This is a genomic window from Nonomuraea sp. 3-1Str, from assembly GCF_031570565.1.
In the GTDB taxonomy this organism is placed as follows: Bacteria; Actinomycetota; Actinomycetes; order Streptosporangiales; family Streptosporangiaceae; genus Nonomuraea.
On sequence record NZ_JALHBK010000002.1, the window covers coordinates 15,844 to 39,491 of the forward strand.

Genomic DNA, 23,648 nt, shown 5'->3' on the forward strand with positions numbered 1-23,648 from the left:
GATGGGACAGAATCGGTGCCGTGCAGTTCGGAATCCTCGGGTCGCTTGAGGTGCGGACGGCCACCGGTGAGGCGGTCGCCGTGGGTGGGCCGCGCCCTCGGGCGCTGCTCGCGTTGCTGCTGCTCGACGCCGGGCGGCTGGTCGGCGTGGAGCGGCTCATCGACGGCCAGTACGGCGACGACCCGCCCGCCGGGGCGGCCAACGCCATCCAGGCCCACGTCTCCCGGCTGCGCCGGAACCTGCCGGCCGGACTGGTGGAGTTCCACGGCGCCGGGTACCGGCTGGCGGTGGAGCCGGAGGACGTCGACGCGCACCGGTTCGAGCGGCTGGCCCGGGACGGGCGGAGGCTGCTGGCCGCGGGGCAGCACGAGCCGGCCGCCCGGGTGCTGAAGGAGGCGCTGGCCCTGTGGCGCGGGCCCGCGCTGGCCGACGTGGCCGACGCGCCGTTCGCCCCGCCGCAGGCGGCGCGGCTGGAGGAGGCGCGGCTGGCGGCCAGGGAGGACCTGGCGGAGGCCGAGCTGGCCCTGCCCGGCGGGACCTCGGTCGCCGAGCTGCGCGAGCTGGTGGCGGCCCACCCGCTGCGCGAGCGGCTGCGCGGCCAGCTCATGCGGGCGCTGCACGCGTCCGGGCAGCAGGCCGCCGCGCTGGCGGTCTACGACGAGGTACGCCGGCTGCTGGCCGACGAGCTGGGGACCGACCCGGCGCCGGAGCTGGCGGCGCTGCACCTGGCGATCCTGCGCGGTGAGGGGCGGAAGGCGCAGGCTCCCCGGCGGCGAGTGCCCGCCCCGCTCAACCGGCTCATCGGCCGGGAGGAGGAGCTGGCCAGGATCGCCGCGCTCGGCGATGCCCGGCTGGTCACCGTCGTCGGGCCCGGCGGCACGGGCAAGACGCGGCTCGCCGTCGAGGCCGTCCACCGGGCGGCTCCGGGCCGGGAGGCGGTATTCGCCGATCTGTCGTCGGTCGACGACGGGCTGCAGGTGGCCCCGGCCGTGCTGGGCGCGCTCGGGCTGCGCGAGGCCGGGTTGCAGGCGCCCGCACTGGACCGTCCGGACCCGGCGGACCGCCTCGTCGCCGCCCTCGCCGACCAGTCGCTGCTGCTCGTGCTCGACAACTGCGAGCACGTGGTGGCCGCCGCCGCCGAGCTGGTCCGGCGGCTGCTGGACGCCTGCCCCGGCGTCGCGGTCATGGCGACCAGCCGGGAGCCGCTCGGCCTCACCGGCGAGATGCTGGTCCCCCTCGCGCCGCTCGCCGTGCCGCCGCCGGGCACCGATCCCGCCGACGCCCTCCCCTCCCCGGCCGTACGGCTGTTCGCCGAGCGGGCCGCCGCCGTCCGGCCCGGGTTCGCGGCCGGCCCCGACGTCGCCGCTGCCTGCGCCGAGATCTGCGCCACCCTGGACGGCCTGCCGCTGGCCATCGAGCTGGCGGCGGCGCGGTTGCGCACGTTCACCCCGGCGGAGATCGCCGCCCGGCTGAACGAGCACGGCCGCTTCACACTGCTCTCCCGCGGCGACCGGACGGCGGCGGCCAGGCACCGCACCCTGCACGCCGTGGTCGAGTGGAGCTGGAGCCTGCTCACCCCGGAGGAGCAGGAGGTGGCGAGGCGGTTCTCGGTGTTCGCGGGGGGCGCGTCACTGGAGGCGGCCGAGTCCGTCTGCGGTGACGGCGACGTGCTGGCCGACCTGGTCGACAAGTCGCTCGTCGAGGCCGACGGCGGACGGTACCGGATGTTCGACACCATCCGCCTGTTCTGCGCCGAGCAGCTGGCCGAGGCGGGTGAGCAGCGGCGGACCCGTGACGCGCACGCCGCCTGGTTCCTCGCCCTGGCCCGGGAGGCCGACCCGTGGCTGCGGCGGGCCGAGCAGCTCGACTGGCTGGCCAGGCTCTCCGCGGAGTACGACAACCTGCGGACCGCGCTCCGGCACACCGTCGAGGACGATCCGGAGACGGCGTCGCGGCTGGTCGCGGCCCTGGCGGCGTACTCGTGGCTGAGCGGGCGGCGCGGGCAGATCACCTCGTCCGCGGCGCGGCTGCTCGGCCGGATCGGCGACGAGCCCGTCGCTGGGCTGGAGGAGGAGTACGTCCTGTGCGTGCTGCAGGCCGTGCCGGACGTGTCCCCCGAGCAGTGGGCGCGGGCCACGGACATCATGACGACGGTGGACGGCGAGCTGCGCCACCCGTTCCTGGCCGCGCTCTGGGGCATGACGGCGGGCCCGGCCGAGACGGAGACCACCCGGCGGCGCGGACGGCTGCTCGGCTCCGACCCGTGGAGCCAGGCCGTGTCCATGCTGGGAGAGGCGCTGATCCTCCTGCTCGGCGGCCGGGTGGCCGAGAGCGAGCACCTGCTGGAGGAGACGCTGGCCCGCTTCCGCGCCGCCGGTGAGCGCTGGGGAATGGCGCAGGCCCTCGAATGGCTGGCGCTGATCGTGAGCCGGCGCGGCGACTGGGCGGGCGCCAGGCGGCTCTGGGGTCAGGCCGTCGACCTGCACGAGCAGCTCGGCGCGGCGGAGGAGCTGGTGGACGTGCTCTGCCGCAGGTCGGCGGGGCTGATGCGGGAGGGCGACCTGGACGGGGCCCGCGCCGACCTCGAACGCGCCACCGAGCTGGCCCGCCGGACGGGGACGTCGCGCGCGGTGCCGGCGCTGGACCTGGCGTGGGGCGACCTGGCCCGGTTCTCGGGTGAGCACGACGAGGCGCGGGCCCGCTACACCGCCGTGCTGGAGGCCGCCGTTCCCGGTTCGTACGTGACCGAGGGCCTCAGGCCGTTCGCGTGCACCGCGCTCGGCCGGCTGGCCGAGGTCGAGGAAGACCGCGCCGAGGCCAGGCGCAGGCACGGCGAGGCGCTGGAGCTGGCGCGCATGGTGGTGCCGTCGGACGCGGCCGAGATCGCCGAGGGCAACGCCGGGCTGGCGCTGCTCGAAGGTGCGGCCGAGCGGGCGGCGTACCTGCTGGGTGTGGGTGCGGCGCTGCGCGGAACGACCGTCACGGGCGATCGGGACGTCGCCAGGGTCGCCGCGGGGGCGACCGAGCGGCTGGGCGCGGACGCGTTCGCCGCGCACTTCGCCAAGGGCGCCGCGCTGAGCGGCGAGGAGGCGCTGTCAGCCCTCGTGGGCTGAGGGGTCGTACTGTCAGCCGGTTGTCCCCGGGGTGTCAGCGCGCTCCGCGAGAGTCGTGGACATGCAGAACACGAACGTCCTCATCTCCGGTGCCAGCATCGGCGGCCCCGCCCTCGGCTACTGGCTCGCCCGCTACGGCTTCCGCGTCACGATCGTCGAGAAGGCCCCCGTCCTGCGCCCCGGCGGCCAGGCCGTCGACTTCAAGGGCGACGTCCACCTGACGGTCCTGCGCCGCATGGGCATCCTGGACGACGTGCGCCGCCTGCAGACCGGCGGCACCGACCAGACGTTCGTCGACACGCGCGGCCGGGCGCTCGGGGTGATGCCCGGCGAGTTCAGCGGCGGCGAGCTGGAGATCGCCCGCGGCGACCTGGCTCGCCTGGTCTACGACAGGAGCGTCGAGGCCGGCTGCGCGTACGTCTTCGGCGACTCGATCACCTCGCTCACCGAGACCCCCGGCGGGGTGCACGTCACGTTCGAGCGCTCGGCTCCGCGCACGTTCGACCTGGTGATCGGGGCCGACGGCATCCACTCGAACGTCCGGCGCCTGGTCTTCGGCCCCGAGTCGGACTACGTCGAGTTCCTCGGCCACTACTACGCCCTGGCCGAGGTGCCCGAGCGGTTCGGCGCGGAGGCGCAGATCTACAACGAGCCGGGCAGGATGGTCGCCGCCGGCGGCCCCAAGGCGTCGGCCTTCTTCGTCTTCTCCTCCCCGCGCCTCGACTACGACCGCTACGACACCGAGGCGATGAAGCGGATCGTCCTCGACGCCTACGCCGGGATGGGCTGGCGGACGCCCGAGGTCCTGGACGCGGTGCGCCGCACCGGCGACTTCTACCTCGACTCGATCAGCCGGGTGAAGATCGACCGGTACTCCCAGGGGCGGGTGGCGTTGCTGGGCGACGCGGCCTACGCCAACACGCTGGGCGGGTTCGGGTCGGGGCTGGCGCTGGTGGGGGCGTATGTGCTGGCGGGCGAGCTGGCGGTGGCCGGCGGCGACCATCGGGTGGCGTTCCGGCGCTACGAGGAGGGCTTCCGCGAGTACGCCAAGGTCTCCGAGAAGGGCAACGCCGGTCCGTGGCTGGCGCCCCCGTCGAACGCCCGCATCCGGATGCGCAACTGGACGTTCAAGGTGGGCTTCATGCTCAAGCTCATGATGAAGATGACGGACGACTTCGCCGGGAACATCACCCTGAAGGACTACTCGTCGCTGCTCAGCGACGTGACCGGGTGACCGGTGCCGCGAGGGCGGTGAATGGTGATTTTCCGATCTTTGGGCTCCCGCCATTCCCTGCGGGGAATTGCCCGATGTCATGGCTCGCCCGGACGATCACCACGTAGCCGAAGCTTGCGGAAGGACGTGCCATGAGGAGCTATCACCTGCGGCCGGGACGCGGTCTCGCCGGGCTGACCGTCGAGGAGCGGGACGAGCCCGCGCCGGGACGCGGGCAGGTCGTGGTCAGGATCCGCGCGAACGGGCTGGGCTTCCGCGACCTGTTGGTGCTGGCGAACGACTACCCGCTGCCGATCACCCCCGGCGTCGTGCCCGGTTGCGAGGGCGTGGGCGACGTCGTGGCCGTCGGCGAGGACGTGACCCGGGTCAGGCCGGGCGACCGGGTGGCGGCCACCGTGTTCCCGCGCTGGCTGGACGGGCCGTTCCAGATGGAGAACGCCGCCCAGCTCGGCACCATGACCGACGGAGTGCTGACCGAGTACGCGGTGCTGGGCGAGGACGGCGTGGTGCCCGTCCCCGAGCACCTGTCGTACGAGGAGGCGGCGGCGCTGCCGCTGGCGGCCGTGACCGCGTGGAACGCGCTGACCTCCGGCGGCGCCCCGCGGCCGGGCCAGACCGTGCTGACGCTCGGCTCGGGCGGGGTGTCGCTGTTCACGCTGATGTTCGCCAAGCTGGCCGGCGCCCGGGTGATCGTGACGACGTCCGGCCCGGACAAGGCGGAGCGGCTGCGGAAGCTCGGCGCCGACGAGGTGATCGACTACCGGGCGAACCCCTCGTGGTCGGAGGAGGTCCGCGCGCTCACCGGCGGCCTGGGCGTCGACCGCGTCGTGGACCCGGCGGGGCCGCTGGAGCAGTCGTTGAAGTCGGTGGCGTTCGGCGGCGAGGTGGCGTTCGTCGGCTACCGGCTGTCCGGCGCCGAGGGGGCCAGGCCGGTCGACCCGGCGCTGCTGTTCGGGGCGGGCGCGGTGCTGCGCGGGGTGGCGACGGGCAGCCGGGCCCACTTCCTCCAGGTCGGTCGCGCGGTCGCCACGCACCGGCTGCGTCCCGTGATCGACCGGGTGTTCCCGTTCGAGGACGTCCACGAGGCGTACCGCTACTGCGAGGCGGGCGGCGGCTTCGGCAAGGTCGTCATCAGCCACGGCTGAGAGCCACCCAGGCTCCCAGCCGTGAGCTCGTCAGCGGATGCGCTCGTCAGCAGGTGGAGCGGTCCGTGGCCGTGCCCGTCTCGCAGGCGGAGCGCTGGACGCGGCCGCGGAGCCGGGCCAGCGGCGAGTCGCCGGCGGACCTGAGCTGCGGGGCGGCGCCCGTGGCCGTGGACTGCGGCGTGGCCCCCGTCGAGCTGGGCCGGCCGGAGGGCGAGGCACCCGTGCTCGTGGGCGTGGGCGACGTGGACGTCGGCGTGGACGTGGGCGTGGGTTGCGCGGTCTGCTCGCCGCCGTCCCCGAGGAGCTGGGCGGCGCGGTTCTCGTCCGTGAGCGGGGCGACCAGCGCCGCGCCCGGCTTCTCCTCGATGAACACACCCTGCCCGATCGGGATGTGCACGGACGCCTGGTACGCCTGCGCCTGCGGCGACGCGGCGCGGCGCTTGGCCCGGGACAGGGCGCTGTCCACGTAGAACAGCCCGCGGCCGGCCGTGCCGATCGACTGGCGGAGGCCGTCGAGCGTGGTGCCGGTGGGCTGCTCGACCCGCAGCCGGATCTGCCCGCCGGTGTAGCCGCGGCCGAGCTTGCCGGCGAGGACCTTGTCGACCTTGACCACGACGCTGGCCCAGCGGATCGCCGCCTCCGCGCTCTCGTACGGCACGACCCGAGGCGTCGGCGAGTCGTCGCCCGAGGCGTACGCGATGCCGGGCTCGACGCCGACGACCGTGCCCTCCACCAGCGCGGCGGCCGGGCGGAACGTGCCGGACGGCCGGGCGCCGGGCGTGATGTCGTCGAGCGAGTCGAACAGGTACTGACCCGTCCCGCCGGCGTCGGTGTGGAGCTGGGACCAGAAGGACCGCTCGGGCTGCCGCTGGGCGGCGCTCTGCTGGGCCGCGCATCCGGCGGTGGAGGCGACGGCGACGGCGGCGACGGTTGTGAGGAGCTTGAGGTTTCGCATCCCGGTCTCCTAGTAGCGGCCGTTGATGTGGGCGACGTCGTGCGCGCTGTACTTGAGGATCTTGTGCGCGCCGGTCTTCAGGCAGGACGTCGACTCGGTGGAGTGGTCGAGGCCGACCGTGTGCCCGATCTCGTGGCACGCCAGGGCCTGCCGCTGGGTCGCGGTCATCCAGTCGATGTCACGCAGGTCGTAGCGGACCTCGTACTGGTCGCAGCGCCACGGCTGGCCGCTGGTGGCCGGGGCGATGGTCTTGACGCACTTCGAGTACGCGAACAGGTTGTAGCCCGTGCTGGAGCCGTCCCAGTCGAGGTCCCAGGCGTCGACGTAGTACTGGTCGAACGACTCGACGTCGGTGCTCGGGTCGGGCGTGGTGTCGGCCGCCACGGTCATGTCGGTCTGGGCGTCCAGGTTCAGCAGGGCGGCCTTCACCGCGGTGCGGGTGCGGGTCTCCAGGGACGCGTAGTTGTACCAGTGCTTGCCGTTGTCGGCGAAGGGACAGCAGCCGTTGGCGGAGCCGAAGCCGTTCGCGCTGGCCGGGGACGCGGCGACGGTGGTGACCGCGGCCGCGAGGATGATCGCTGGGAGGAGCTTTCGGTATGACATGTGATCCAGAAATTGGAGGAGAAGGGTGTCCGCTATCTTGCCGGGTGCATAAGAGGGGATCAAACCGGTGTATCCCCCTTTGTCGGCCCTAGGCTGTGCGCTGTGACATCCGGGCGTACGGTCATCGACGGCCGCTTCGAGCTGGTCGGGCGGTTGGGCAGCGGCGGCATGGGCACGGTGTGGCGTGCCTACGACCTGGCCCTGCAACGCGAGGTCGCGCTCAAGGAGGTCCGCCCGTCCGACTCCCCCGACCCGGACTCCAGCCGGGCCCGCATGATGCGCGAACGGGTGCTGCGCGAGGCTCGGGCCCTGGCCCGGCTCGACCATCCGAACGTGGTGACCATCCACCACATCGTGGACACGCCGGCCCTGGCGCACCCGTGGATCGTCATGGAGCTGGTACGCGGCCGGTCACTGGCCGACCGGCTGGCCCAGGGGCCGATGACGGCCGCCGAGGCCGCGTGGCTGGGGCGCGGGATCCTGGCCGCGTTACGCACCGCCCACGAGGCGGGGATCCGCCATCGCGACGTGAAGCCGGCGAACGTCCTGCTGCGTCCCGACGGCAGCCCGGTGCTGACCGACTTCGGCATCGCGGCCATGCTCGACTCCCCTGGGCTCACGGCCAGCGGCGACGTCGTGGGCTCCCCCGAGTACATCGCGCCGGAACGGCTGCGCGGCCACGAGGGCGATCCCGCCTCGGATCTGTGGTCGCTGGGCATGCTGCTGTACGTGGCGGTGGAGGGCCGCCACCCGCTGCGCCGCGACACCCCGATCGCCACGCTGGCGGCCGTCATGAACGCCCAGGTGCCGCCGGCGCTCCGGGCGGGGCCGCTGGAGAACGTGCTGCGGGCCCTGCTGACACCCGACCCGGCCGCGCGCCCACCGGTGGCGGAGCTCGACCGGATGCTGGCCCAGGCGGCGGAGCAGGCGGCCGGCCGCCCCGCGAACGCGGGGCCGGCCACGCCGCAGGCTCCCCGCCCCGCGTTCCCGACCGGCCCGCAGCACCCCTACGCGAGCCTGCCCACGGGTCCGGTGGGCAAGCGCTCCGCCGGGCGCCGGGCGGTGACGATCGCCGGCGTGGCCGCCGTCGGCGGCATCATCACCGCCGGTCTGATCGTCGTCCCCCGGCTGCAGGGCGACGCCTCCCTCACGGTCTCGCGGGCGACATCCCCGACCGGGATCACCACCGAGGAGGACCAGCCCCTCGACCCTGCCGAGACGGAGCCCGCCGAGGAGGAGAAGGCGGCGAACCTGACGACGCCCGCCGGCGTCCGCACCGCCATCGCGGCCCTGGAGAAGGCGTCGGGCGGCACCGGTTTCTTCCGGCTCGTCCTGTACGAGGGTTACGCGATCGCCGATGCCCCGGTACGCACCAGGAAGGGCGTGTACGACCGCTTCACCTACCGGGACGGCCAGGTGAGCCGGACCGCCGGAGGCACGATCACCCCGGGCCAGAAGGCGGCCACCCTCAGGTCGTTCGACTGGGCCGTCCTCCCGAGCCTGCGCCGCACGGCCGACCGGCGGCTCGGCATCGCGAAGCCGACCATGCGGTACGTGATCGCCGAAGGAGCCTCGCCGTTCGCGGGCAACCAGCCGGCCCTCATGTACTACGTCGTCGACGACTACGGCGCCGGGTACCTGTTGGCGAACGCGAAGGGCAAGATCCTCAAGCTGATGCCGCAGAGCGGCGGCTGACCAGGGGTGGTCGCCGGCCGTGGCCGGCGACGGGGTCAGCGGCCGAACCTCCAGCCCGGGGGGAAGATGAGGGCCCGCAGGCCGTGGCCCTCTACCTTGCTCGCCCACTCCTCCGGCGTCGTCATGATGTCGCCGTCGCCGTCCACGGCGCTCTTGACCGGCGTGTAGCCGAACCCCGAGCCGAACAGCCGCGCCACCAGCTCGCCGCCCCGTGTGGCGGGACCGGGCAGGCCCAGCTTGGCCAGGTCGTAGCCGAGGACGTAGCCGGTGTTCCCGGCGACGATCCCCCCGAACTCGTGGGCGTTCTCACCCGCCGACCTCGTCGGCCGGCCGTGGGCGGCGTCGCTCATCGCGTCCAGCGTGAGCGCTCCGGCGGCGTAGGCGGGGCCGTCGATGGCGGCGTAGTTGAGCGTGGTCAGCACGTACTTCGGCAGGCAGATCTGCAGGATGCGGCCGACGTTCATCCCGAAGACGGCCTTGGCGGTCTGGGCCAGCTTCACCAGCCGCGCCATCTGGGCGGCGGCCATCGCCTGCGCCACGCCGTACAGCATGGTCGTGAACGGCTGGAAGCAGACCAGCCACAGGAGCTGCACGATGGCCTTGTCCAGCTCGGCGAGCTGCTTGCGCACGGCCTCCACCAGGTCGGCGTACGCGTCGCAGCCGGCGGCGATCACCCGGCAGTCCTTGGCGAAGGCGGCCGGGAAGCCCATGATCCGCAAGATGTAGAGCCGGGCGAAGGCGTCCACCCCCTCGCCGCCGTTGTTGTTCCACACCGAGGCGGCGGCGCGGTCCGCCATGCCGGCGGCTCCGCCGGTGTCGCCGTTCGCGGGAGGCGGCTCGGGGCCGTTCAGGTCGTCGGCCAGCGCGCGGAAGGCGGCGGCGGCCTTGCGCAGCTCCGCCGGGTCGATCTCCGGCGCGGTGACGCCCGCGTAGATGCGCAGGGCGACCATCGTCCCGGCGGAGGCCAGGAGCAGGGTCGTCATCAGCGGGACGGGCGACAGGACCCTGGCCCCGTTCAGGGCCGTCGGCGACAGCATCGGCCTGACGGGGATCACGGCCTGTCCTCCGGCCACGTGTAGACCGGCACGTCGGCGAGCTTGATGTCGTCGGCGACGCCCCAGTCGACGACGGCCACGTTGCGGCCCATGGTCACGATGCCGTCGGCGATGTCCGCGTACACGGTCGCGAAGTCCTCGATCATGCGGAGCATCTCGTCGCGCTTCGGCTTGTACCAGTCGACGAACGCCTTGTCGGCCGGCTCGTCCACCGGCCAGCCGCCCAGCGCCCCCAGCGCGTCGGCGGCCTTGCGCACGGCCTGCAGCACGGCCGCGGAGGCGTCGTCGAAGGCGGGCGCGGCACGCTGCCTGAGCTGGTCGTGGTCGATGTCGAGGGCGGGCCGCGACGGCCCGTCAGAAGGAGGCTCTGCCATCGCTCACCACTGGTCGAACGGACGGGATCGTCATGCGGCCATGCTCACTATGTGAGATGTCCGGCGCGTCTCCCTCTCGTTACGATCACATCTACGCTTTCCGACACCCGGCGTTCACCGGCTGTTCGCCCCAGGGCCGCGGGCCGGCCCCTCCCCGAGCCGGCCCGCGGACGGGGCCCGGTCACCTGCCGGACGGGTGGTGGTCGCGGTTGCGGTCGTCGTCGCGCGTCACGGTGAACTCGGCCGTCGTCACCCGGCCGGCGACCGTCACGCCCACCCTGTAGCGGCCCGGCTTGGTGGTGCGCGGGACGGTTAGCGTCTTGGTCGCCCTGCCGTCCTTCAGCGTCACCGTGTACGTGGTGCCCTGCGGGCTCTTCACGGTGGCCGTGGTGTCCCGCCGGGCGCCCGCGGCGAGGATCGTGACCCGGTAGGAGTCGCCGGCGGCGACCTCGCCGGGGGTGATTTCGGCCTTGACCGAGAGCCGGGAGTCGTCCTTGACGAGGCTCACCGACCGGTCCTCGGGGCGAGTGGTCGGATGGGTCGTCGTGGTGGTGCGGGCCGGGTCCTTGACCGGGCTCGTGGCGGCGAGCGAGACGCCCGCGAACGGCACGGCGAGCAGAGCGGCGGCGGCGACACCGACGGCGAACGGCTTCATGAGACGCATGGAATGGATCCCCGATCTCCGGCGGCTCGTGGAGTCCGGTTGACTCCGCCCCTGGAGCCGCCTTCGGGAAGAAACCTAGAAGCGCTGTCTTGGCCTGCCCTGAGGCCCGCATTCCTTTACGTTGAGATGAACGTGAGGATTGTCTGAGTCCGCCGGTCCCGCCTCCCCGAAACAACCTTGTAGCCCCAAAACGGTGGTGAAACACTGAAAGGTGACGAAGGGGGACGTCATGATCGAAGTCAAGAGCATCGACAAGCCCGACGAGCGCCGCGACTTCCCGATGGGGCACCTGGAGGTCTGCAACCTGAGCGGCCTGACCTTCGGCGTGGCCACGTTCGAGCCGGGGTGGCGCTGGTCGGCGTCCGTGAAGCCGATCGCCGGCACCGAGTCGTGCGAGGTCCATCACAACGGCTTCGTCGCCAAGGGCAGGCTCCGCATCCGCATGGACGACGGCACCGAGGCCGAGATCGGCCCCGGTGAGGTCTTCGTGGCACCGCCGGGGCACGACGCGTGGGTGGTCGGCGACGAGGCGACCATCGTGTTCGACTTCGCGGGCGGGGCCGCGGAGTACGCCAAGGCCAAGGACGCCTAGCCGGCCGAAGGTTGATCGCCGGGGGCCGCGTCGCCGGCCTCCGGCGTCGTCAGGTCCCCCAGGCATGCCTCGAACGCGGCGGTCAGGCGGGCGAGGTCGGCCGGGGTCGGCTCCTCCGGCCCGAGGTTGCGGCGCACCGCCCCCACCCCCAGGAACACCGCCGTCGCCAGCCGGGCGCGGGCCACCGCGTCGGGCCCGTCGAGGCGCGCGGCCAGCGGCTCGACCAGGGCCGTGCGCACTCGCTCGCCGACGAGCTGCCGGATCTCGGGGTCGCCGGCCGAGCGTTCGAGCGAGCGCAGGATGCGGCTCTCGGGGTCGGCGTGCATGCGCAGCGCGGCGTACTCGGCCAGCCGCGCGGGCAGGCCGGCCCGGTCGCCGTCGAGGACGTGAGTGAGAGTCGGCTCCCCGGCGAGCACTTCGCGGAACAGCCCTGCCTTCGACCCGAAGTAGCGGCCGACCAGGGAGAGGTTGGCCCCGGCCGCGGCGGCGATCATGCGTACGGTGACGTGCTCGTAGCCGTGCTCGGCGAACAGCGAGCGGGCGGCGGCGAGCAGGCGGCCGCGCGTCGCCTCGCGATCCCTCGGCCGCGCCTCCACCTGGACATGGTCCACCCCGCAAACTCTAGCGCCTGGGACCCCACTTGCCGCACGGCTAGTAAACGTACGTATACTAGCCAGATCTGCGCTCATTTCCGGCTTACCCGGCCGGCCCCCACCAGTCTGGAAAAGGAGGCATGACGCCCTGATGACTCAGACGCGGCATTACACCCACCGCGAGATTCTGAAGGTGATGTCGGGGCTCATGCTCGCCATGCTGACCTCGATGATCTCGACATCGGTGGTCGGCACGGCCCTGCCGACGATCGTCGGCGAGCTCGGCGGCCAGGACCAGTACTCCTGGGTGGCCTCCGCCACCATGCTCACGATGACCGTGTCCACGCCGCTGTGGGGCAAGCTGTCCGACATCTTCGGCCGCAAGCTGCTCTTCCAGATCGCCCTCGGCCTGTTCGTCGCCGCCTCCCTCGTGGCCGGCCTGTCCCAGGACATGGGCCAGCTCATCGCGGCACGGGCCGTGCAGGGCGTCGGCGTCGGCGGCCTGTCCGCCCTCGCGCAGGTGATCCTCGGCGACATCGTGTCGCCCCGCGAGCGCGGCCGATACTCCGGCTACATGGGAGCCGTCTTCGGCATCTCCACCGTCGCCGGGCCGCTGCTCGGCGGGTTCATCGTGGACGCCGACTGGCTCGGCTGGCGCTGGTGCTTCTACGTCGTGGTGCCGTTCGCGGTGGTCGCCTTCGTGGTGATCCAGCGGGTGCTGAAGCTGCCCAGGATCAAGCGGGACACCACGATCGACATCTGGGGCGCCACCACGATCACCGGCAGCGCCACGGCCCTCATGCTGCTGCTCACGCTCGGCGGGCAGGAGTTCGAGTGGAACTCCCCGTGGACGTACCTGCTCGGCGCCGCCAGCGTGCTCATGCTGGCCCTGGCCGTCCTGGCCGAGCGCACCGCCCGCACTCCCATCCTGCCGCCCCGGCTGTTCCGCAACCGCACGTTCGTGCTGACCAGCGCCGCCTCCCTGTTCGTCGGCATGGCGATGTTCGGCGCGATGATCTACCTGCCGCAGTACCTCCAGATCGTCAAGGGCCTCAGCCCGGCCAACTCCGGCCTGATGACCCTGCCCATGGTCTTCTCGCTGTTCGTCTCCGGCATCGTCTCCGGCCGCATCGTCACCCGTACCGGCAAGTGGAAGATCTTCCCCGTGGTCGGGCTGCTGATCGTCGCCGTGGGCCAGTTCCTGCTGTCGCGGCTGCACGTCGACTCCAGCCGGTGGCTGATCGGGATAGACGTGGCCGTGCTGGGCCTCGGGCTCGGCCTGTCCATGCAGATGCTCATCCTGGCCGCGCAGAACGGCTCCGAGCCGCGCGACATGGCCTCCACCACGTCCGGCGTCTCGTTCTTCCGCTCGCTCGGCGGCGCCGTCGGCGTGGCCGCGTTCGGCGCGATCCTGCTGAACCGGCTCAAGGACGAGATGACCGGCCTGCTCGCCGCCCGGCACGTCAAGGTCCCGGGCGGGGCCTCGATGTCCCTGGGCAGCCCCAGCGAGATCCAGCACCTCCCCGAGCCGATCAGGGGCATCGTGCTGGAGTCGTTCACCCGGGGGCTGGAGACGGTGTTCCTCGTGGGGGTGCCGATCACGCTGCTCGGCTTCGTCGCCGTGGTCTTCCTCAAGGAGCTGCCGCTGCGCGGCGTCTCCTCGGCACCGGCCGCCCCGCAGCCCCCCGCCGAGCCGGCGTCGGCGCCGCTCAGCAAGGACGACCTCGTGCTCGCCGGTCTGCTGCTGGAGCTGGTGGCGCAGCGGGTGGAGCTGGTGAACGGCCGGCGGTCCGCGCTGCTCAGCGCCGTCGCCAGGATGGCGCCGGCCGACGACCACCGCACCGAGTCCGAGCGCGCCCGCTCGGTCGCCCGCACGGTGCTGCGGCCCACCTCGCGCGCCCTGATCGCCCACGCCGCCACGCCACAACCTCCTGGCGCCCCGCCGTCCCCCGCGTCCGCACACCCCGGGACGCCACGGCCGGGCAGAACGTACGCAGACCTCGTCTCCGGAAGGACCACACGATGATCCGCAAGTTCGCGGGGGCGGTCGCGGCCACCCTGGCGTTCCTGGCCGGGCTCTGGCTCATGCTCGCCCCCTTCGCCCTGGGCACGCAGCCCTCCGGCGACGACTGGACCGACGCGACGACGACCGAGTTCTTCACCGGCCTCGGCGTGGCCGTCGTCGGGCTCGCGGGCGCCGCCCTCTTCGCCTCCGCCATCCGGGAGACGCTCGTGGAGCGTGGCCTGGTCACCGTACGGCAGCGGCCCGAACCCGAGCCGCAGCCCGAGCCCGAGCCCGTCCCCGCGCCGCCCGTCGCCTCCGGCGTGCCGCAGCCGTCGTCGGCCGAGCTCGCCGCGCTGCTCGCCCCGCTCGTCGAGGCACTGCGCGCCGACCTGAACGCCGACCTGGCCACCACCGAGCGCCCCATCACCGAACGCCCCGCCCCGCGCCTGGACCCGCGCCAGGCCGGCGACCAGCACCCGAACCTGTTCACCCCCGGCCACACCGGCCGGCACGAGCCCGAGCCGACCCACCCGAACGGCTTCGTCGGAGCGGAGGACCACCGTTGAACAAGGCCAAGGCGGGCGTCGTCGCCCTCGCCCTGCTGCTCCTGGCCGGCCTCTGGCTGGTCGCCGCCCCGTTCGTCGTCGGCTACCAGCCGCGCGGCGCCGACTTCTCCGACGCCACGGTCAACGACCTGTGGGTGGGCGGCCTGCTGGCCGGCCTGTCGTTCGCGACGCTCGTCGGGTACACCGGCGCGGCGCTGCGTGCCGTCGCCCGGCGTGGTCGGCACACGGGGGAACACACGGCCTGACCTGGTGAAACGGAGCTTCGCATAGGGTGGTCAGATGAAAGGTGCCGCCACCTTGGCGTTCGTGGTGCTCGCGTCCGTCTCCTGCGGCGGGCAGGCCCCGGCCGCCTCGTCCACGCAGAGCCCGCCACCCGCCTCCGCCCCGGTCTCCACCCCTGAGACGAGCGGGGCCGGCATCACCCCGGCCCCCTCCTCCCCGTCCCCCGCGAGCCCGTCCCCCACGAGCTCCGCGAAGCCCACGAAGGCCGGCCCGCCGCCGTTCACGGCCAAGGTCACCCGCATCGCCCGTGACCGCCTGCCGTACTCGTGGCGGCCGGGCTGCCCCGTCTCCTACCGGGACCTGCGCCTGGTCACGATGACGTACTGGGGCTGGGACGACCGCGCCCACACCGGCGAGCTGGTCGTGCGCAAGACCGTCACCGGCGACATCGTGACGGCCTTCAGGAAGCTGTACGCCATGCGCTACCCCATCAGGCAGATGCGGCTCGTGGACGTCTACAAGGGCGACGACTTCGACTCCATCGACGCGGACAACACCTCGGCCTTCAACTGCCGCCCCGCCACGGGATCGAGCAACTGGTCCAACCACGCCTACGGGGAGGCGGTGGACGTCAACCCGCGCGAGAACCCGTACGTGACGGCCTCGGGCGGCACGGCGCACGCCAACGCCAAGAAGTACGACCACCGCCCGATGCGCGGCAAGGGCGTCATCAACCCGGGCGACCGCGTGGTCCGCACGTTCGCCGCGGTCGGCTGGGGCTGGGGCGGCGCCTGGTCCGGCACCAAGGACTTCCAGCACTTCAGCCGGAACGGCCGCTGAGACCGACGCCTTCGCCGAGCAGCAGTGCGGCGACCGCTTCCGGGGCCTCATGCATGGCGTCGTGGCCGGTCGGCAGGTCGTGGACCTGCCAGCCGGGATCGGCTCGGAGCCGGGTGCGGAGATCGGCGAACGGCGTCCTGTCCTCCCATCCCGAGCAGTAGACGAACTCCCGGCGGGGGACCTGGGCGTGCCTGCCCGCGAGCCGGATCGCCTGCAGGAACGAGGCGAGGGGATGGGGACGGCGGCGGGGATCGCCGCCGTCCGGCGGTCGGACGGCGTAGCCGGTGGTCGCGGCCCCGGCAGCGAACACCTCCCGGTAGCGCTCGGTCGTCGACGACCAGCACGACTCGCCGTCGCGCGGTACGTAGGCGTCGAGATGCACCAGTCGTGCGATCCGGCCCTCGGCGCGATCGGCGGCGGCGGCGATCACCATCCCGCCGTAGCTGTGGCCGACCAACGTCGCGCTGGTGATGTGGGCGCGATCGAGGAGCCGCAACACGTCGTCGGCGTGCGTGTCGAGGTTGGCGGTCGCGACCGTCGCGTTGTCGTCGTCCGGCCGCAGACCGGTCAGGGTCAGGGCGTGAACGGCATGACCCGCACGCTCCAGCAGCGGGACCACCGCCTCGAACGACCAGGAGCCGTGCCAGCCGCCGGGCACCAGAACGAACGTCGCCATGCGTTTCTGCCTTCTCTCTCAAGCCGCGGCATCGAGGCACGCCGCCTCGATGCCATGTGATCCGGTCGGGCGCTCCGCGCGATCGAGGAGCGCTCCGCATGAAGGCAGTTTCACCAGGGCAAGGTGTGGCTTGCCACCGATAGGATGCCAACTTATGCCCGTTCGCCGCCAACCTCGCCGGGACGCCGGTGTGACGTCACACCTGTGGCCGTCCGGCGGGCGCCACCTCTGGCCGTCCGGCGAGACGAGCGCAGTGCAGTCGCACGCACGGGGACACCTGGTATATGCGGCCAGCGGCGTCCTGGCGGTTCACACCGAGCGCGGCACGTCGATCGTGCCCGCCAACCGGGTCGCCTGGACCCCAGCGGGGTTCACGCACCACCATCGCGCCCACGGCGACACCGACATGCGGATCGTCTTTCTCGCGCCGGCCCTCGCCCGGCTCATCCCAGACCATCCCGCCGTGTTCCTGGCCTCCGACCTCGCCCGCGAGGTCCTGCTCGCCCTGACCGGCCCCCGCAACTACGACGACGCCGCGCCTGCCTACAGCCGCTCCGCGCGCTCTCGCCTCCTTCGGGTCCTCGTCGACGAACTCCGCGAAGCCCACGAACAGCCGCTGCACCTGCCGCAGCCACGGGACGACCGACTGCGGGCCATCGCCCGGATGCTGTACGAGTCGCCGGGAGACAACGCCACGCTGGCCGAGCTCGGGAAGACGGTCGGAGCCGGCACCCGCACCCTCAGCCGGCTGTTCCGCGACGAACTCGGCATGACCTTCTACGAGTGGCGCACGCAGCTGCGCATCCACCACGCGCTCGTACTCCTCGCCGACGGCCACGACACCATCCGAACCGCCGCCGCCTGCGGATGGGCCAACCCCAGCAGCTTCATCGCGGCGTTCACCAGCATCATCGGAACGACCCCGGGCCGCTACCGGATCAGTCGCCGGACCGCCGCCCGCGCATCGCGGCTCCCCGAACCGCCTGGCCCCTCACCCGGGTGAAGCTGGCACGGTAGGCCGTGGGAGTGAGCCCGACCCGGCCGGCCAGGTGCTTGCGAAGGGAGTCCGCGCTGCCCAGACCGCTCTGCTCGGCCACCTGGTCCATGGGCAGCTCGGTGGTCTCCAGCAGCTCCCTGGCCCGGTCGACGCGCCGGTGCAGCAGCCACTGGAGCGGGCTGAGCCCCGTCTCCGCGTGGAAGCGCCTGGTCAGGGTCCGTACGCTCATCCCGGCGTGACGGGCCAGGTCCGCGAGGGTGAGCGGGCGATCGAGGTGTTCGAGCGCCCAGGCCCGGGTGGGGGCGAGTGACGTGCCGCGGTCGTCGGGCAGCGGGGTCTCGATGAACTGCGCCTGGCCCCCCGGCCGTACGGGAGGGACGACCGCGAGCCGCGCGGCCGTGTTGGCGACCGCCGCGCCGTAGTCGAGCCTGACCAGATGCAGGCACAGGTCGATGGCGGCCGCGGCGCCCGCCGAGGTGAAGATGCCGCCGTCCTCGACGAAGAGCAGGCCGGGCTGGACGTCGACCGAGGGGAAGCGGGCGGCGAGGTCGTCGGCCAGTCCCCAGTGGGTGGTGGCGCGGCACCCGTCCAGCAGGCCGGCCTGGGCCAGGACGAACGCGCCCGTGCAGAGCGAGGCGATGCGCGCGCCGCCGGCCGCGGCCTTCCGCAGGGCGTCGAGGACCTCCGCGGGAGCCTGCTCGCCGCCGCTGCCGACGGCGAGCACCGTGTCGGCGCCCTCCATCACGTCCAGGCCGTCCGTCACCACGATGTCGGGACCCCCCACGGTCGGCACCGTGCCCGGCCGCGCCGTACAGACGCGCACGTCATAGTCGGGGACGTTGTTGAACACCATGAGCGGGATCGAGACGTCGAAGCTGAGCACGGGGGGCACGATTACCGCGGCGACGAGGTGCATGGCCAGATCTTCCGGATAGTTGGCATTCCAGCCACTATGTCATGGGGCCGCGGATCGGCACTGTTGTCCCCATGAAATCTCATGTGATCGTGGGTCGCGGGGCTGCCGCGTCGAAGGCCGCTCTGCTGCTGGCCGAGGACGGCGAACGGGTGCGGATGATCAGCCGCACGGGTGGCGGGCCCGACCACCCGCTCGTCGACAAGGTCGCCGCGGACGTGACCGACACCGATCGGCTCACCGAGCTGACCGAGGGGGCGGACACGCTGTTCTCCACCGCCGCGCCGCCGTACCACGCCTGGCCCGAGCAGTTCCCCGCCCTGGCCGGATCCCTGCTCACCGCGGTGAAGCGGACCGGCGTCGCCTACGTCATGCTCGGCAACCTCTACGCCTACGGGCCGGTGGACGGGCCGATCACGCCGGACTTCCCGCTCACCGCGACCGGGCGCAAGGGCCTGGTCAGGGCGCGCATCTGGGAGGAGGCCGCAGCCTCGGGAGTGAAGGTCACCGAGGTGCGGGCCGCCCAGTTCTACGGCGCCGGCGCCTTCTCGGTGTTCAGCCTCATGGTGCAGCGGCAGGTGCTGGAGGGCAGGCCCGTCCTGGTGCCGCAGGAGCTCGACGTGCCGCACAGTTACTCGGCGATCGGCGACACCGCACGCACGCTGGTCGCCGCGAGCCGCCACGAGCAGGCGTACGGCCGGGCCTGGCACGCGCCCACCTCGACGCTGTCGGTACGGGAGCTGGCCGGGCGACTCGCCGACCTCTCGGGAGCGCCCGAGCCGCGGATGGAGGAGATGACCGAACGCGACCTGACCCTGCTCGCGTTCACCGAGCCGTTCTGGGCGGAGCTGCACGAAGTGCTCACCAAGCCCGGCCACCCGTTCGTCATCGACTACTCCGAGACCGAGAAGATCCTCGGCGTGAGCGCCACACCGGTCGACGACGTGCTCCGAGAAGTGCTCTAGCTCCGTCACGGCCATGGTGTCCACCGTCAGGGGATCACTGGGCGAAACCGGGCAAGGTCAAGCCCTCGTGGCGGCCCGGGTAGCGGGACAGGAGCCGGGCCTTCCCCGTGGTGACGTCCACCCCGTACGTGCTCGTGTCCCCCTTGGCCCCGTAGGCGATCGTGACCTCGTGGCCGTTCAGCCAGGGACCCGCGCCCATGGCCTGGCCCCCGCCCTTCGGCATGCCGCGCATGGTCACCTTGCGGAGGATCCGGCCGGTCCTGGCGTCGAGCACGGTCAGCCTGTTCCGGGCGAGGTCGTCCGTGTCGGGGGCGGCGCCGTCCCTGCCGAAGGCGACGACCGTGCGGCCGTCAGGGGCGGTCTCGCTGAACATGATGAACACGCCGTCGAAGCGCACCGGCCTGCCTCCGCCGGCGACGGGCATCAGCCACAGGTCCGTCTTGATGTACCGGACCAGCTCGGCGACGCCGCCCTTGATGGCGACCGGCTCGTACTTCCCGTTGATCGGCACCGTCCTACCCGTGCGCGTGTCGATCAGCGAGCCGGGCTGCTTGCTGCCCTCGCGCGGGTCGAAGGCCAGGTAACGGCCGTCGTCGGAGACCACGAGCATGGAGCCGACGCCGATCCGGTCCTCCTTCACGGTGGCGGCGGAGATCGTCTTCGCGCCGGTGACCAGGTCGCGCACCACGTGCGCCTGCGCCTGGCGGCTGTAGTACGCGAGCAGGCGCCCGTCCCTGCTGATCGCGACCGGCGTGGTGTCCATTCTCGTGGTCTGGGCCAGCGCCTGCGGCACGCGGTACGTGGTGCCGGCGGCGGTGACCACCCGCCACTCGACGGCGCTGCAGTCCAGATGCCGCTCCGCGTCCACTTCGCAGGAGGTCCGGTACGCGTGGCTGAGCGGTCCCACTCGGCCCTCGGGCAGGTCGTGGACCGTGTCCAGGCGCTGGGGCGTGGCAGGCTGGTTCGCGCCCTGGCCCGGCAGCGTCACCACGGCCGTCGTCACGCCCAGGACCACGGCCGTGGCGAGCGCGGCCAGCGCCGTGCCGATGCGGCGCCTGCGACGGTGACCCGCGATGGCCAGGTCGGCCAGGTCCACCAGAGGGGCGTCGTCGGCGATGCCGTTCAGTGCCTCGCGCAGCCGCGTCATGGGGCCACCTCCGCGATCTCGGAGTCGGACAGCAGGTGCGCCAGCTCGGGCGCGTGTTCGCGCAGGCGGGCCAGCGCGTGGTGGGTCTGGCTCTTGACGGTGCCGACGGCACAGCCGAGCACCTCGGCCGTCTGCGCCTCGGTGAGGTCCTCGCGGAAGCGCAGCACGATCACCGCGCGCTGCTTGGGCGTCAGCCTCGCCAGGGCCTGGCGCAGCACCATGCGGTCGAGCGCGGCGTCGTCGTAGGAGACGCCGCGCTCGGGCGGGTCGCCGCTGGGCAGTTCGAGACGCCGCCGACGCTGCCAGGAGATGTACTGGTTGACCAGCGCCTTGCGGGTGTACGCCTCGGGGTTGCCGCCCCGTGACAGCTTGTGCCACTGGCCCACGACGTTGGTCAGGACACTCTGCAGCAGGTCCTCGGCGAGGTGGGCGTCGCCCGTCAGCAGGTACGCGGTGCGCATGAGCGCCTGCTGGCGGGCGAGCACGAACTCGCGGAAGCCGTCGTGACGATCCAAGGTGGGACTCCTCTCGCCCGTTGCCAACGCGATCGGCGGGGCGAAAGGTTGCAGGACTTCTTACCTTTCGAGATCGACGGTGAAGGCGTCGAAGGCGGCGTGTCCCGCCGGGGCGTCCCCGTGGGAGGCGGCGAACAGCCCGAGCACCGCACCCACCCACCGGCCCTGCGTGGCGTGGAACGGCTCGCCGATCTCACGCAGGCCGTCCCCGGTGTCGGCCAGGAACGTGACCACCGCGCCCTGCCCGACGCGCGCGCCCAGGGTGACGGCCGCGCCCTCGGGCACGGGCACCGGCGCGGAGCCCGCGCACACCACGGCGGGCCCGTCCTGCGTCGACTCGACCGCCACGTACGCGGAGGTGCGGCCGACGACGGCCAGGCCCGCCCGGCCCTCGCCGTGCAGGGTGACCTGGGTGACGACCGTGCAGGGTTCGCCGGGGAGCCGCTGGGTGAGGACTGCCGGGCGTTCCCACAGGTCCGCGGGGCCCGGCACGCAGGTGAGCCGGAGCGTCCCGTCGCGCAGCTCCCACCAGGACGGGTCGGGGTTGGCCTGCCAGCTCCACTGCGGGCCGAGGCCGGGCCCGGCGAAGTCGTCGGACGTGGCCGGCGCGGCCGGCTCGCCGCCCGGCACGGGCACGGGCCCGCCCGGCACCGGGACGCCGTCCGCGCCCATGACCGGCCAGCCCCCCCGCCACTCCATGGGCTGCAGGTGCACGACCCGGCCGTACGGGCCGCGGTCCTGGAAGTGCATGAACCAGTGCTCACCGGACGGGGTGTCCACCCAGCCGCCCTGGTGCGGGCCGTTGACGTCGGTGCCGCCCTGCTCCAGCACGATCCGGTCCTCGTACGGTCCGAAGATCGACCGGGACCGGAACACCGACTGCCAGCCCGTCGCCACGCCGCCGGCCGGGGCGAAGATCCAGTAGTGGCCGTCGTGCCGGTACAGCTTCGGGCCCTCCAGCGTGCGGTAGCCGGGCAGCAGGTCGGCGTCGATGACGATCGTGCCCTCGTCGAGCACCCGGCTCGCGTCGGGCGCCATGCGGTGCAGCGTGAGCCGGTTGCTGATCCCCGCCCGGCTCTTCGCCCAGGCGTGCACCAGGTACGCCTGGCCGTCCTCGTCCCACAGCGGGCACGGGTCGATGAGGCCGAGACCCGGCTTGACCAGGTGCGGCTCGCTCCACGGACCCCGCGGGTCCTCGGCGTTGACCTGGTGGATCCCCACGTCGGGGTCCCCGTAGAAGATCCAGAAGCGGCCGTCGTGGTGGCGCAGCGAGGGCGCCCACACGCCGCAGCCGGGACGCACCTCGTCGTGGCCGGCGGTCACGGCGTGCCCGATGATCTTCCAGTTGACCAGGTCGCGCGAGTGCAGGATCGGCAGGCCCGGGACCTTGGTGAAGGTGGAGGCGGTCAGGTAGAAGTCGTCGCCCACGCGGATCACGTCGGGGTCGGACCAGTCGGCGTTGAGCACGGGGTTGCGGTAGGTGTCGGCGGGGTCCAGGGGCACGGTGGATCTCTCCTGGTCGATCAGCATGTTGTCTCAGGGACTCTACCTGCAACCGGTTGCAGAAACCATCCTCCAATGTCCGGGTCAGGACGGCCGAAAGGACGCCGTCACCGGTGCCCGACCCGCCAGTCTTCGCCCGAGCGGACGGCCTGACCCTCGCAACCGTTTCCAAAGCCCCTCCCGGCCGGAGCGGCCCTAGGCTGGATGTCCTTGGGGCCCGGACACGGAGCCCCGGACAGGGGAGACTCGGACAGGGAGACACGAGAGCATGGCGGCTGGCGACGGCGACGGTTGGGCGGAGTGCGGACGAGGCCACCGGCACTGGGGACTGCACGGCGCCTCCGGGCTGCTCGCCGTCCACCATGACCAGGCCGGCGTGCCGTACGTGCTCATGCAGAAGCGCTCGTGGTGGAGCCACCACGGCGGCACGTGGGGCCTGCCGGGAGGCGCGCTCGACAGCCACGAGGACGCCGTCGCCGGCGCGCTCCGCGAGGCCCACGAGGAGGCCGCGCTCCCGGCCGACGCGCTGCGGATCAAGGGCGTGTACATGGACGACCACGGCGGATGGGCGTTCGAGACGGTGATCGCCGAGTCGGCCGAGCTGCTGCCCGCCGTCCCCACCAACGGGGAGAGCGACGAGCTGCGCTGGGTGCGCCTGCCGGAGATCACCGAGCTGCGGCTGCACCCCGGGTTCGCGGAGACCTGGCAGGAGGTGCGGCAGGAGCTGCGGCCCGAGACGCTCGTCCTCGACGTGGCGAACATCGTGGGCGCCCGGGCCGAGCACGGCTGGTGGAACGACCGGCTCGGCGCCGCCACCCGGCTGCTCGGCGAGGTGTCACGCCTGGCGCCGGCCCACCCCGTGCTGGAGCGGTGGTACCCGCGGATCGTGGCCGTCGTGGAGGGGGCCGCCCGCGAGGTTCCGGACGTGGCGGGCATCCAGGTGGTGGCCGCCACCGGCAGCGGCGACGACGCCGTCGTGGAGGTCGCACGGCGGGCACGGCCGTGGGAGCGGGTGCTCGTCGTGACCGCCGACCGGGGCCTGAAGGAGCGCGTCACCGAGCTCGGCGCCACCACCCAGGGCCCCAGGTGGCTGCTGTCGCAGCTCACCGGTTAGGAGCCCGCCGGTCCGGTACCCCGGCGCCACGGCAGCCGCTAAGGTGGTGTGCGCACTGGAGGGTTCGCATAGTGGACGAGTGCAGCCGCCTTGAAAGCGGCCAGGTCAGCGATGGCCTCGTGGGTTCGAATCCCACACCCTCCGCTCGGCTCCGGCTCCCCC

At 72.9% G+C, this 23,648-nt stretch carries 23 protein-coding genes and 1 tRNA gene; 13 read left to right on the forward strand and 11 right to left on the reverse strand.

The features are described from left to right. Positions 1 to 20 precede the first annotated feature (20 nt). From MTP10_RS03770 to MTP10_RS03780, 3 genes are all read left to right on the forward strand, one after another. Positions 21 to 3,113, forward strand: coding sequence for a BTAD domain-containing putative transcriptional regulator (locus tag MTP10_RS03770; protein WP_310707569.1), 3,093 nt, complete (start codon positions 21 to 23; stop codon positions 3,111 to 3,113). A 61-nt stretch (positions 3,114 to 3,174) separates the two neighbouring features. Continuing rightward, positions 3,175 to 4,347 (forward strand): FAD-dependent monooxygenase, encoded by a 1,173-nt coding sequence (locus tag MTP10_RS03775; RefSeq protein ID WP_310707571.1) that lies wholly within the window; start codon positions 3,175 to 3,177, stop codon positions 4,345 to 4,347. 131 nt (positions 4,348 to 4,478) lie between these two features. Beyond that, the gene (locus MTP10_RS03780) at positions 4,479 to 5,492 is read left to right on the forward strand and encodes an NAD(P)-dependent alcohol dehydrogenase (RefSeq protein WP_310707572.1); all 1,014 of its coding nucleotides are present in this window, start codon (positions 4,479 to 4,481) and stop codon (positions 5,490 to 5,492) included. Positions 5,493 to 5,538: 46 nt separating this feature from the next. On the opposite strand, the gene MTP10_RS03785 is transcribed toward MTP10_RS03780, so the two are convergent. After that, on the reverse strand, positions 5,539 to 6,447 hold the full coding sequence (locus MTP10_RS03785) for a hypothetical protein (RefSeq protein ID WP_310707574.1): 909 nt from the start codon (positions 6,445 to 6,447) through the stop codon (positions 5,539 to 5,541). A 9-nt stretch (positions 6,448 to 6,456) separates the two neighbouring features. After that, positions 6,457 to 7,050 (reverse strand): matrixin family metalloprotease, encoded by a 594-nt coding sequence (locus tag MTP10_RS03790; RefSeq protein ID WP_310707575.1) that lies wholly within the window; start codon positions 7,048 to 7,050, stop codon positions 6,457 to 6,459. Between the two features lie 102 nt (positions 7,051 to 7,152). Here MTP10_RS03790 and MTP10_RS03795 point away from each other — a divergent pair, with 102 nt between their 5' ends. Further along, positions 7,153 to 8,745 carry a serine/threonine-protein kinase gene (locus tag MTP10_RS03795; protein WP_310707577.1) on the forward strand — a complete coding sequence of 531 codons (1,593 nt, stop codon included), beginning with the start codon at positions 7,153 to 7,155 and terminating at the stop codon, positions 8,743 to 8,745. A 35-nt stretch (positions 8,746 to 8,780) separates the two neighbouring features. Here the strand turns inward: MTP10_RS03795 and MTP10_RS03800 are convergent, their stop codons facing one another. From MTP10_RS03800 to MTP10_RS03810, 3 genes are all read right to left on the reverse strand, one after another. Then, positions 8,781 to 9,800: a hypothetical protein gene (locus MTP10_RS03800; protein WP_310707579.1), complete on the reverse strand. Its 1,020-nt coding sequence runs from the start codon at positions 9,798 to 9,800 to the stop codon at positions 8,781 to 8,783. Further along, a complete protein-coding gene (locus tag MTP10_RS03805; RefSeq protein ID WP_310707580.1) occupies positions 9,797 to 10,174 on the reverse strand; it encodes a hypothetical protein in 378 nt (125 codons plus the stop codon). Before MTP10_RS03805 ends, MTP10_RS03800 begins: the two co-directional genes overlap by 4 nt. A 181-nt stretch (positions 10,175 to 10,355) precedes the next feature. Further along, positions 10,356 to 10,838, reverse strand: a complete 483-nt coding sequence (locus tag MTP10_RS03810; RefSeq protein WP_310707581.1) for a hypothetical protein — start codon at positions 10,836 to 10,838, stop codon at positions 10,356 to 10,358. Positions 10,839 to 11,067: 229 nt separating this feature from the next. On the opposite strand from MTP10_RS03810, the gene MTP10_RS03815 reads away from it, so the two are divergent. Further along, positions 11,068 to 11,430: a cupin domain-containing protein gene (locus MTP10_RS03815; protein WP_310707582.1), complete on the forward strand. Its 363-nt coding sequence runs from the start codon at positions 11,068 to 11,070 to the stop codon at positions 11,428 to 11,430. On the opposite strand, the gene MTP10_RS03820 is transcribed toward MTP10_RS03815, so the two are convergent. After that, positions 11,427 to 12,041 carry a TetR family transcriptional regulator gene (locus MTP10_RS03820; protein ID WP_310707583.1) on the reverse strand — a complete coding sequence of 205 codons (615 nt, stop codon included), beginning with the start codon at positions 12,039 to 12,041 and terminating at the stop codon, positions 11,427 to 11,429. The two genes, MTP10_RS03815 and MTP10_RS03820, sit on opposite strands and share 4 nt — an antisense overlap. 133 nt (positions 12,042 to 12,174) lie before the next feature. On the opposite strand from MTP10_RS03820, the gene MTP10_RS03825 reads away from it, so the two are divergent. The 4 genes from MTP10_RS03825 to MTP10_RS03840 are packed head-to-tail and all read left to right on the forward strand — an operon-like array spanning position 12,175 to position 15,656. Continuing rightward, positions 12,175 to 14,049, forward strand: a complete 1,875-nt coding sequence (locus MTP10_RS03825) for an MDR family MFS transporter (protein ID WP_310707584.1) — start codon at positions 12,175 to 12,177, stop codon at positions 14,047 to 14,049. Beyond that, positions 14,046 to 14,594, forward strand: a complete 549-nt coding sequence (locus MTP10_RS03830; protein ID WP_310707585.1) for a hypothetical protein — start codon at positions 14,046 to 14,048, stop codon at positions 14,592 to 14,594. Before MTP10_RS03825 ends, MTP10_RS03830 begins: the two co-directional genes overlap by 4 nt. Continuing rightward, the gene (locus MTP10_RS03835) at positions 14,591 to 14,839 is read left to right on the forward strand and encodes an SPW repeat protein (protein ID WP_310707586.1); all 249 of its coding nucleotides are present in this window, start codon (positions 14,591 to 14,593) and stop codon (positions 14,837 to 14,839) included. Before MTP10_RS03830 ends, MTP10_RS03835 begins: the two co-directional genes overlap by 4 nt. Before the next feature lie 34 nt (positions 14,840 to 14,873). After that, on the forward strand, positions 14,874 to 15,656 hold the full coding sequence (locus tag MTP10_RS03840) for a M15 family metallopeptidase (protein WP_310707587.1): 783 nt from the start codon (positions 14,874 to 14,876) through the stop codon (positions 15,654 to 15,656). On the opposite strand, the gene MTP10_RS03845 is transcribed toward MTP10_RS03840, so the two are convergent. Next, a complete protein-coding gene (locus MTP10_RS03845; RefSeq protein WP_310707588.1) occupies positions 15,637 to 16,332 on the reverse strand; it encodes an alpha/beta hydrolase family protein in 696 nt (231 codons plus the stop codon). The genes MTP10_RS03840 and MTP10_RS03845 overlap by 20 nt on opposite strands. A 190-nt stretch (positions 16,333 to 16,522) precedes the next feature. On the opposite strand from MTP10_RS03845, the gene MTP10_RS03850 reads away from it, so the two are divergent. Further along, entirely contained in the window at positions 16,523 to 17,335 is an 813-nt protein-coding gene (locus MTP10_RS03850) for a helix-turn-helix transcriptional regulator (RefSeq protein ID WP_310707589.1), read from the forward strand. Here the strand turns inward: MTP10_RS03850 and MTP10_RS03855 are convergent. Further along, positions 17,271 to 18,212 (reverse strand): helix-turn-helix domain-containing protein, encoded by a 942-nt coding sequence (locus MTP10_RS03855; RefSeq protein ID WP_310707590.1) that lies wholly within the window; start codon positions 18,210 to 18,212, stop codon positions 17,271 to 17,273. The genes MTP10_RS03850 and MTP10_RS03855 overlap by 65 nt on opposite strands. A gap of 104 nt (positions 18,213 to 18,316) precedes the next feature. On the opposite strand from MTP10_RS03855, the gene MTP10_RS03860 reads away from it, so the two are divergent. Continuing rightward, the gene (locus MTP10_RS03860) at positions 18,317 to 19,207 is read left to right on the forward strand and encodes an NAD-dependent epimerase/dehydratase family protein (RefSeq protein WP_310707591.1); all 891 of its coding nucleotides are present in this window, start codon (positions 18,317 to 18,319) and stop codon (positions 19,205 to 19,207) included. A gap of 34 nt (positions 19,208 to 19,241) precedes the next feature. On the opposite strand, the gene MTP10_RS03865 is transcribed toward MTP10_RS03860, so the two are convergent. Genes MTP10_RS03865 through MTP10_RS03875 form a run of 3 tightly spaced genes read right to left on the reverse strand, consistent with a single transcriptional unit; the run spans position 19,242 to position 22,399 of the window. Further along, positions 19,242 to 20,354 (reverse strand): hypothetical protein, encoded by a 1,113-nt coding sequence (locus MTP10_RS03865; RefSeq protein ID WP_310707592.1) that lies wholly within the window; start codon positions 20,352 to 20,354, stop codon positions 19,242 to 19,244. After that, on the reverse strand, positions 20,351 to 20,869 hold the full coding sequence (locus MTP10_RS03870; protein ID WP_310707593.1) for a SigE family RNA polymerase sigma factor: 519 nt from the start codon (positions 20,867 to 20,869) through the stop codon (positions 20,351 to 20,353). The genes MTP10_RS03865 and MTP10_RS03870 overlap by 4 nt, the downstream gene beginning before the upstream one ends. A gap of 60 nt (positions 20,870 to 20,929) precedes the next feature. Next, positions 20,930 to 22,399 carry a glycoside hydrolase 43 family protein gene (locus MTP10_RS03875; protein WP_310707594.1) on the reverse strand — a complete coding sequence of 490 codons (1,470 nt, stop codon included), beginning with the start codon at positions 22,397 to 22,399 and terminating at the stop codon, positions 20,930 to 20,932. A 241-nt stretch (positions 22,400 to 22,640) separates the two neighbouring features. Between MTP10_RS03875 and MTP10_RS03880 the strand changes: the two genes are divergently transcribed. Further along, positions 22,641 to 23,486, forward strand: coding sequence for an NUDIX domain-containing protein (locus MTP10_RS03880; RefSeq protein ID WP_310707595.1), 846 nt, complete (start codon positions 22,641 to 22,643; stop codon positions 23,484 to 23,486). A gap of 57 nt (positions 23,487 to 23,543) precedes the next feature. After that, positions 23,544 to 23,630, forward strand: a tRNA-Ser gene (locus MTP10_RS03885). Positions 23,631 to 23,648 lie beyond the last annotated feature (18 nt).

Coding starts and splice junctions, on each gene's coding strand:
- MTP10_RS03775 (WP_310707571.1), top strand. CDS start 3,175: ATGCAGAACACGAACGTCCTCATCTCCGGTGCCAGCATCGGCGGCCCC.
- MTP10_RS03780 (WP_310707572.1), top strand. CDS start 4,479: ATGAGGAGCTATCACCTGCGGCCGGGACGCGGTCTCGCCGGGCTGACC.
- MTP10_RS03785 (WP_310707574.1), bottom strand. CDS start 6,447: ATGCGAAACCTCAAGCTCCTCACAACCGTCGCCGCCGTCGCCGTCGCC.
- MTP10_RS03790 (WP_310707575.1), bottom strand. CDS start 7,050: ATGTCATACCGAAAGCTCCTCCCAGCGATCATCCTCGCGGCCGCGGTC.
- MTP10_RS03805 (WP_310707580.1), bottom strand. CDS start 10,174: ATGGCAGAGCCTCCTTCTGACGGGCCGTCGCGGCCCGCCCTCGACATC.
- MTP10_RS03810 (WP_310707581.1), bottom strand. CDS start 10,838: ATGCGTCTCATGAAGCCGTTCGCCGTCGGTGTCGCCGCCGCCGCTCTG.
- MTP10_RS03815 (WP_310707582.1), top strand. CDS start 11,068: ATGATCGAAGTCAAGAGCATCGACAAGCCCGACGAGCGCCGCGACTTC.
- MTP10_RS03825 (WP_310707584.1), top strand. CDS start 12,175: ATGACTCAGACGCGGCATTACACCCACCGCGAGATTCTGAAGGTGATG.
- MTP10_RS03830 (WP_310707585.1), top strand. CDS start 14,046: ATGATCCGCAAGTTCGCGGGGGCGGTCGCGGCCACCCTGGCGTTCCTG.
- MTP10_RS03840 (WP_310707587.1), top strand. CDS start 14,874: ATGAAAGGTGCCGCCACCTTGGCGTTCGTGGTGCTCGCGTCCGTCTCC.
- MTP10_RS03845 (WP_310707588.1), bottom strand. CDS start 16,332: ATGGCGACGTTCGTTCTGGTGCCCGGCGGCTGGCACGGCTCCTGGTCG.
- MTP10_RS03860 (WP_310707591.1), top strand. CDS start 18,317: ATGAAATCTCATGTGATCGTGGGTCGCGGGGCTGCCGCGTCGAAGGCC.
- MTP10_RS03865 (WP_310707592.1), bottom strand. CDS start 20,354: ATGACGCGGCTGCGCGAGGCACTGAACGGCATCGCCGACGACGCCCCT.
- MTP10_RS03875 (WP_310707594.1), bottom strand. CDS start 22,399: ATGCTGATCGACCAGGAGAGATCCACCGTGCCCCTGGACCCCGCCGAC.
- MTP10_RS03880 (WP_310707595.1), top strand. CDS start 22,641: ATGGCGGCTGGCGACGGCGACGGTTGGGCGGAGTGCGGACGAGGCCAC.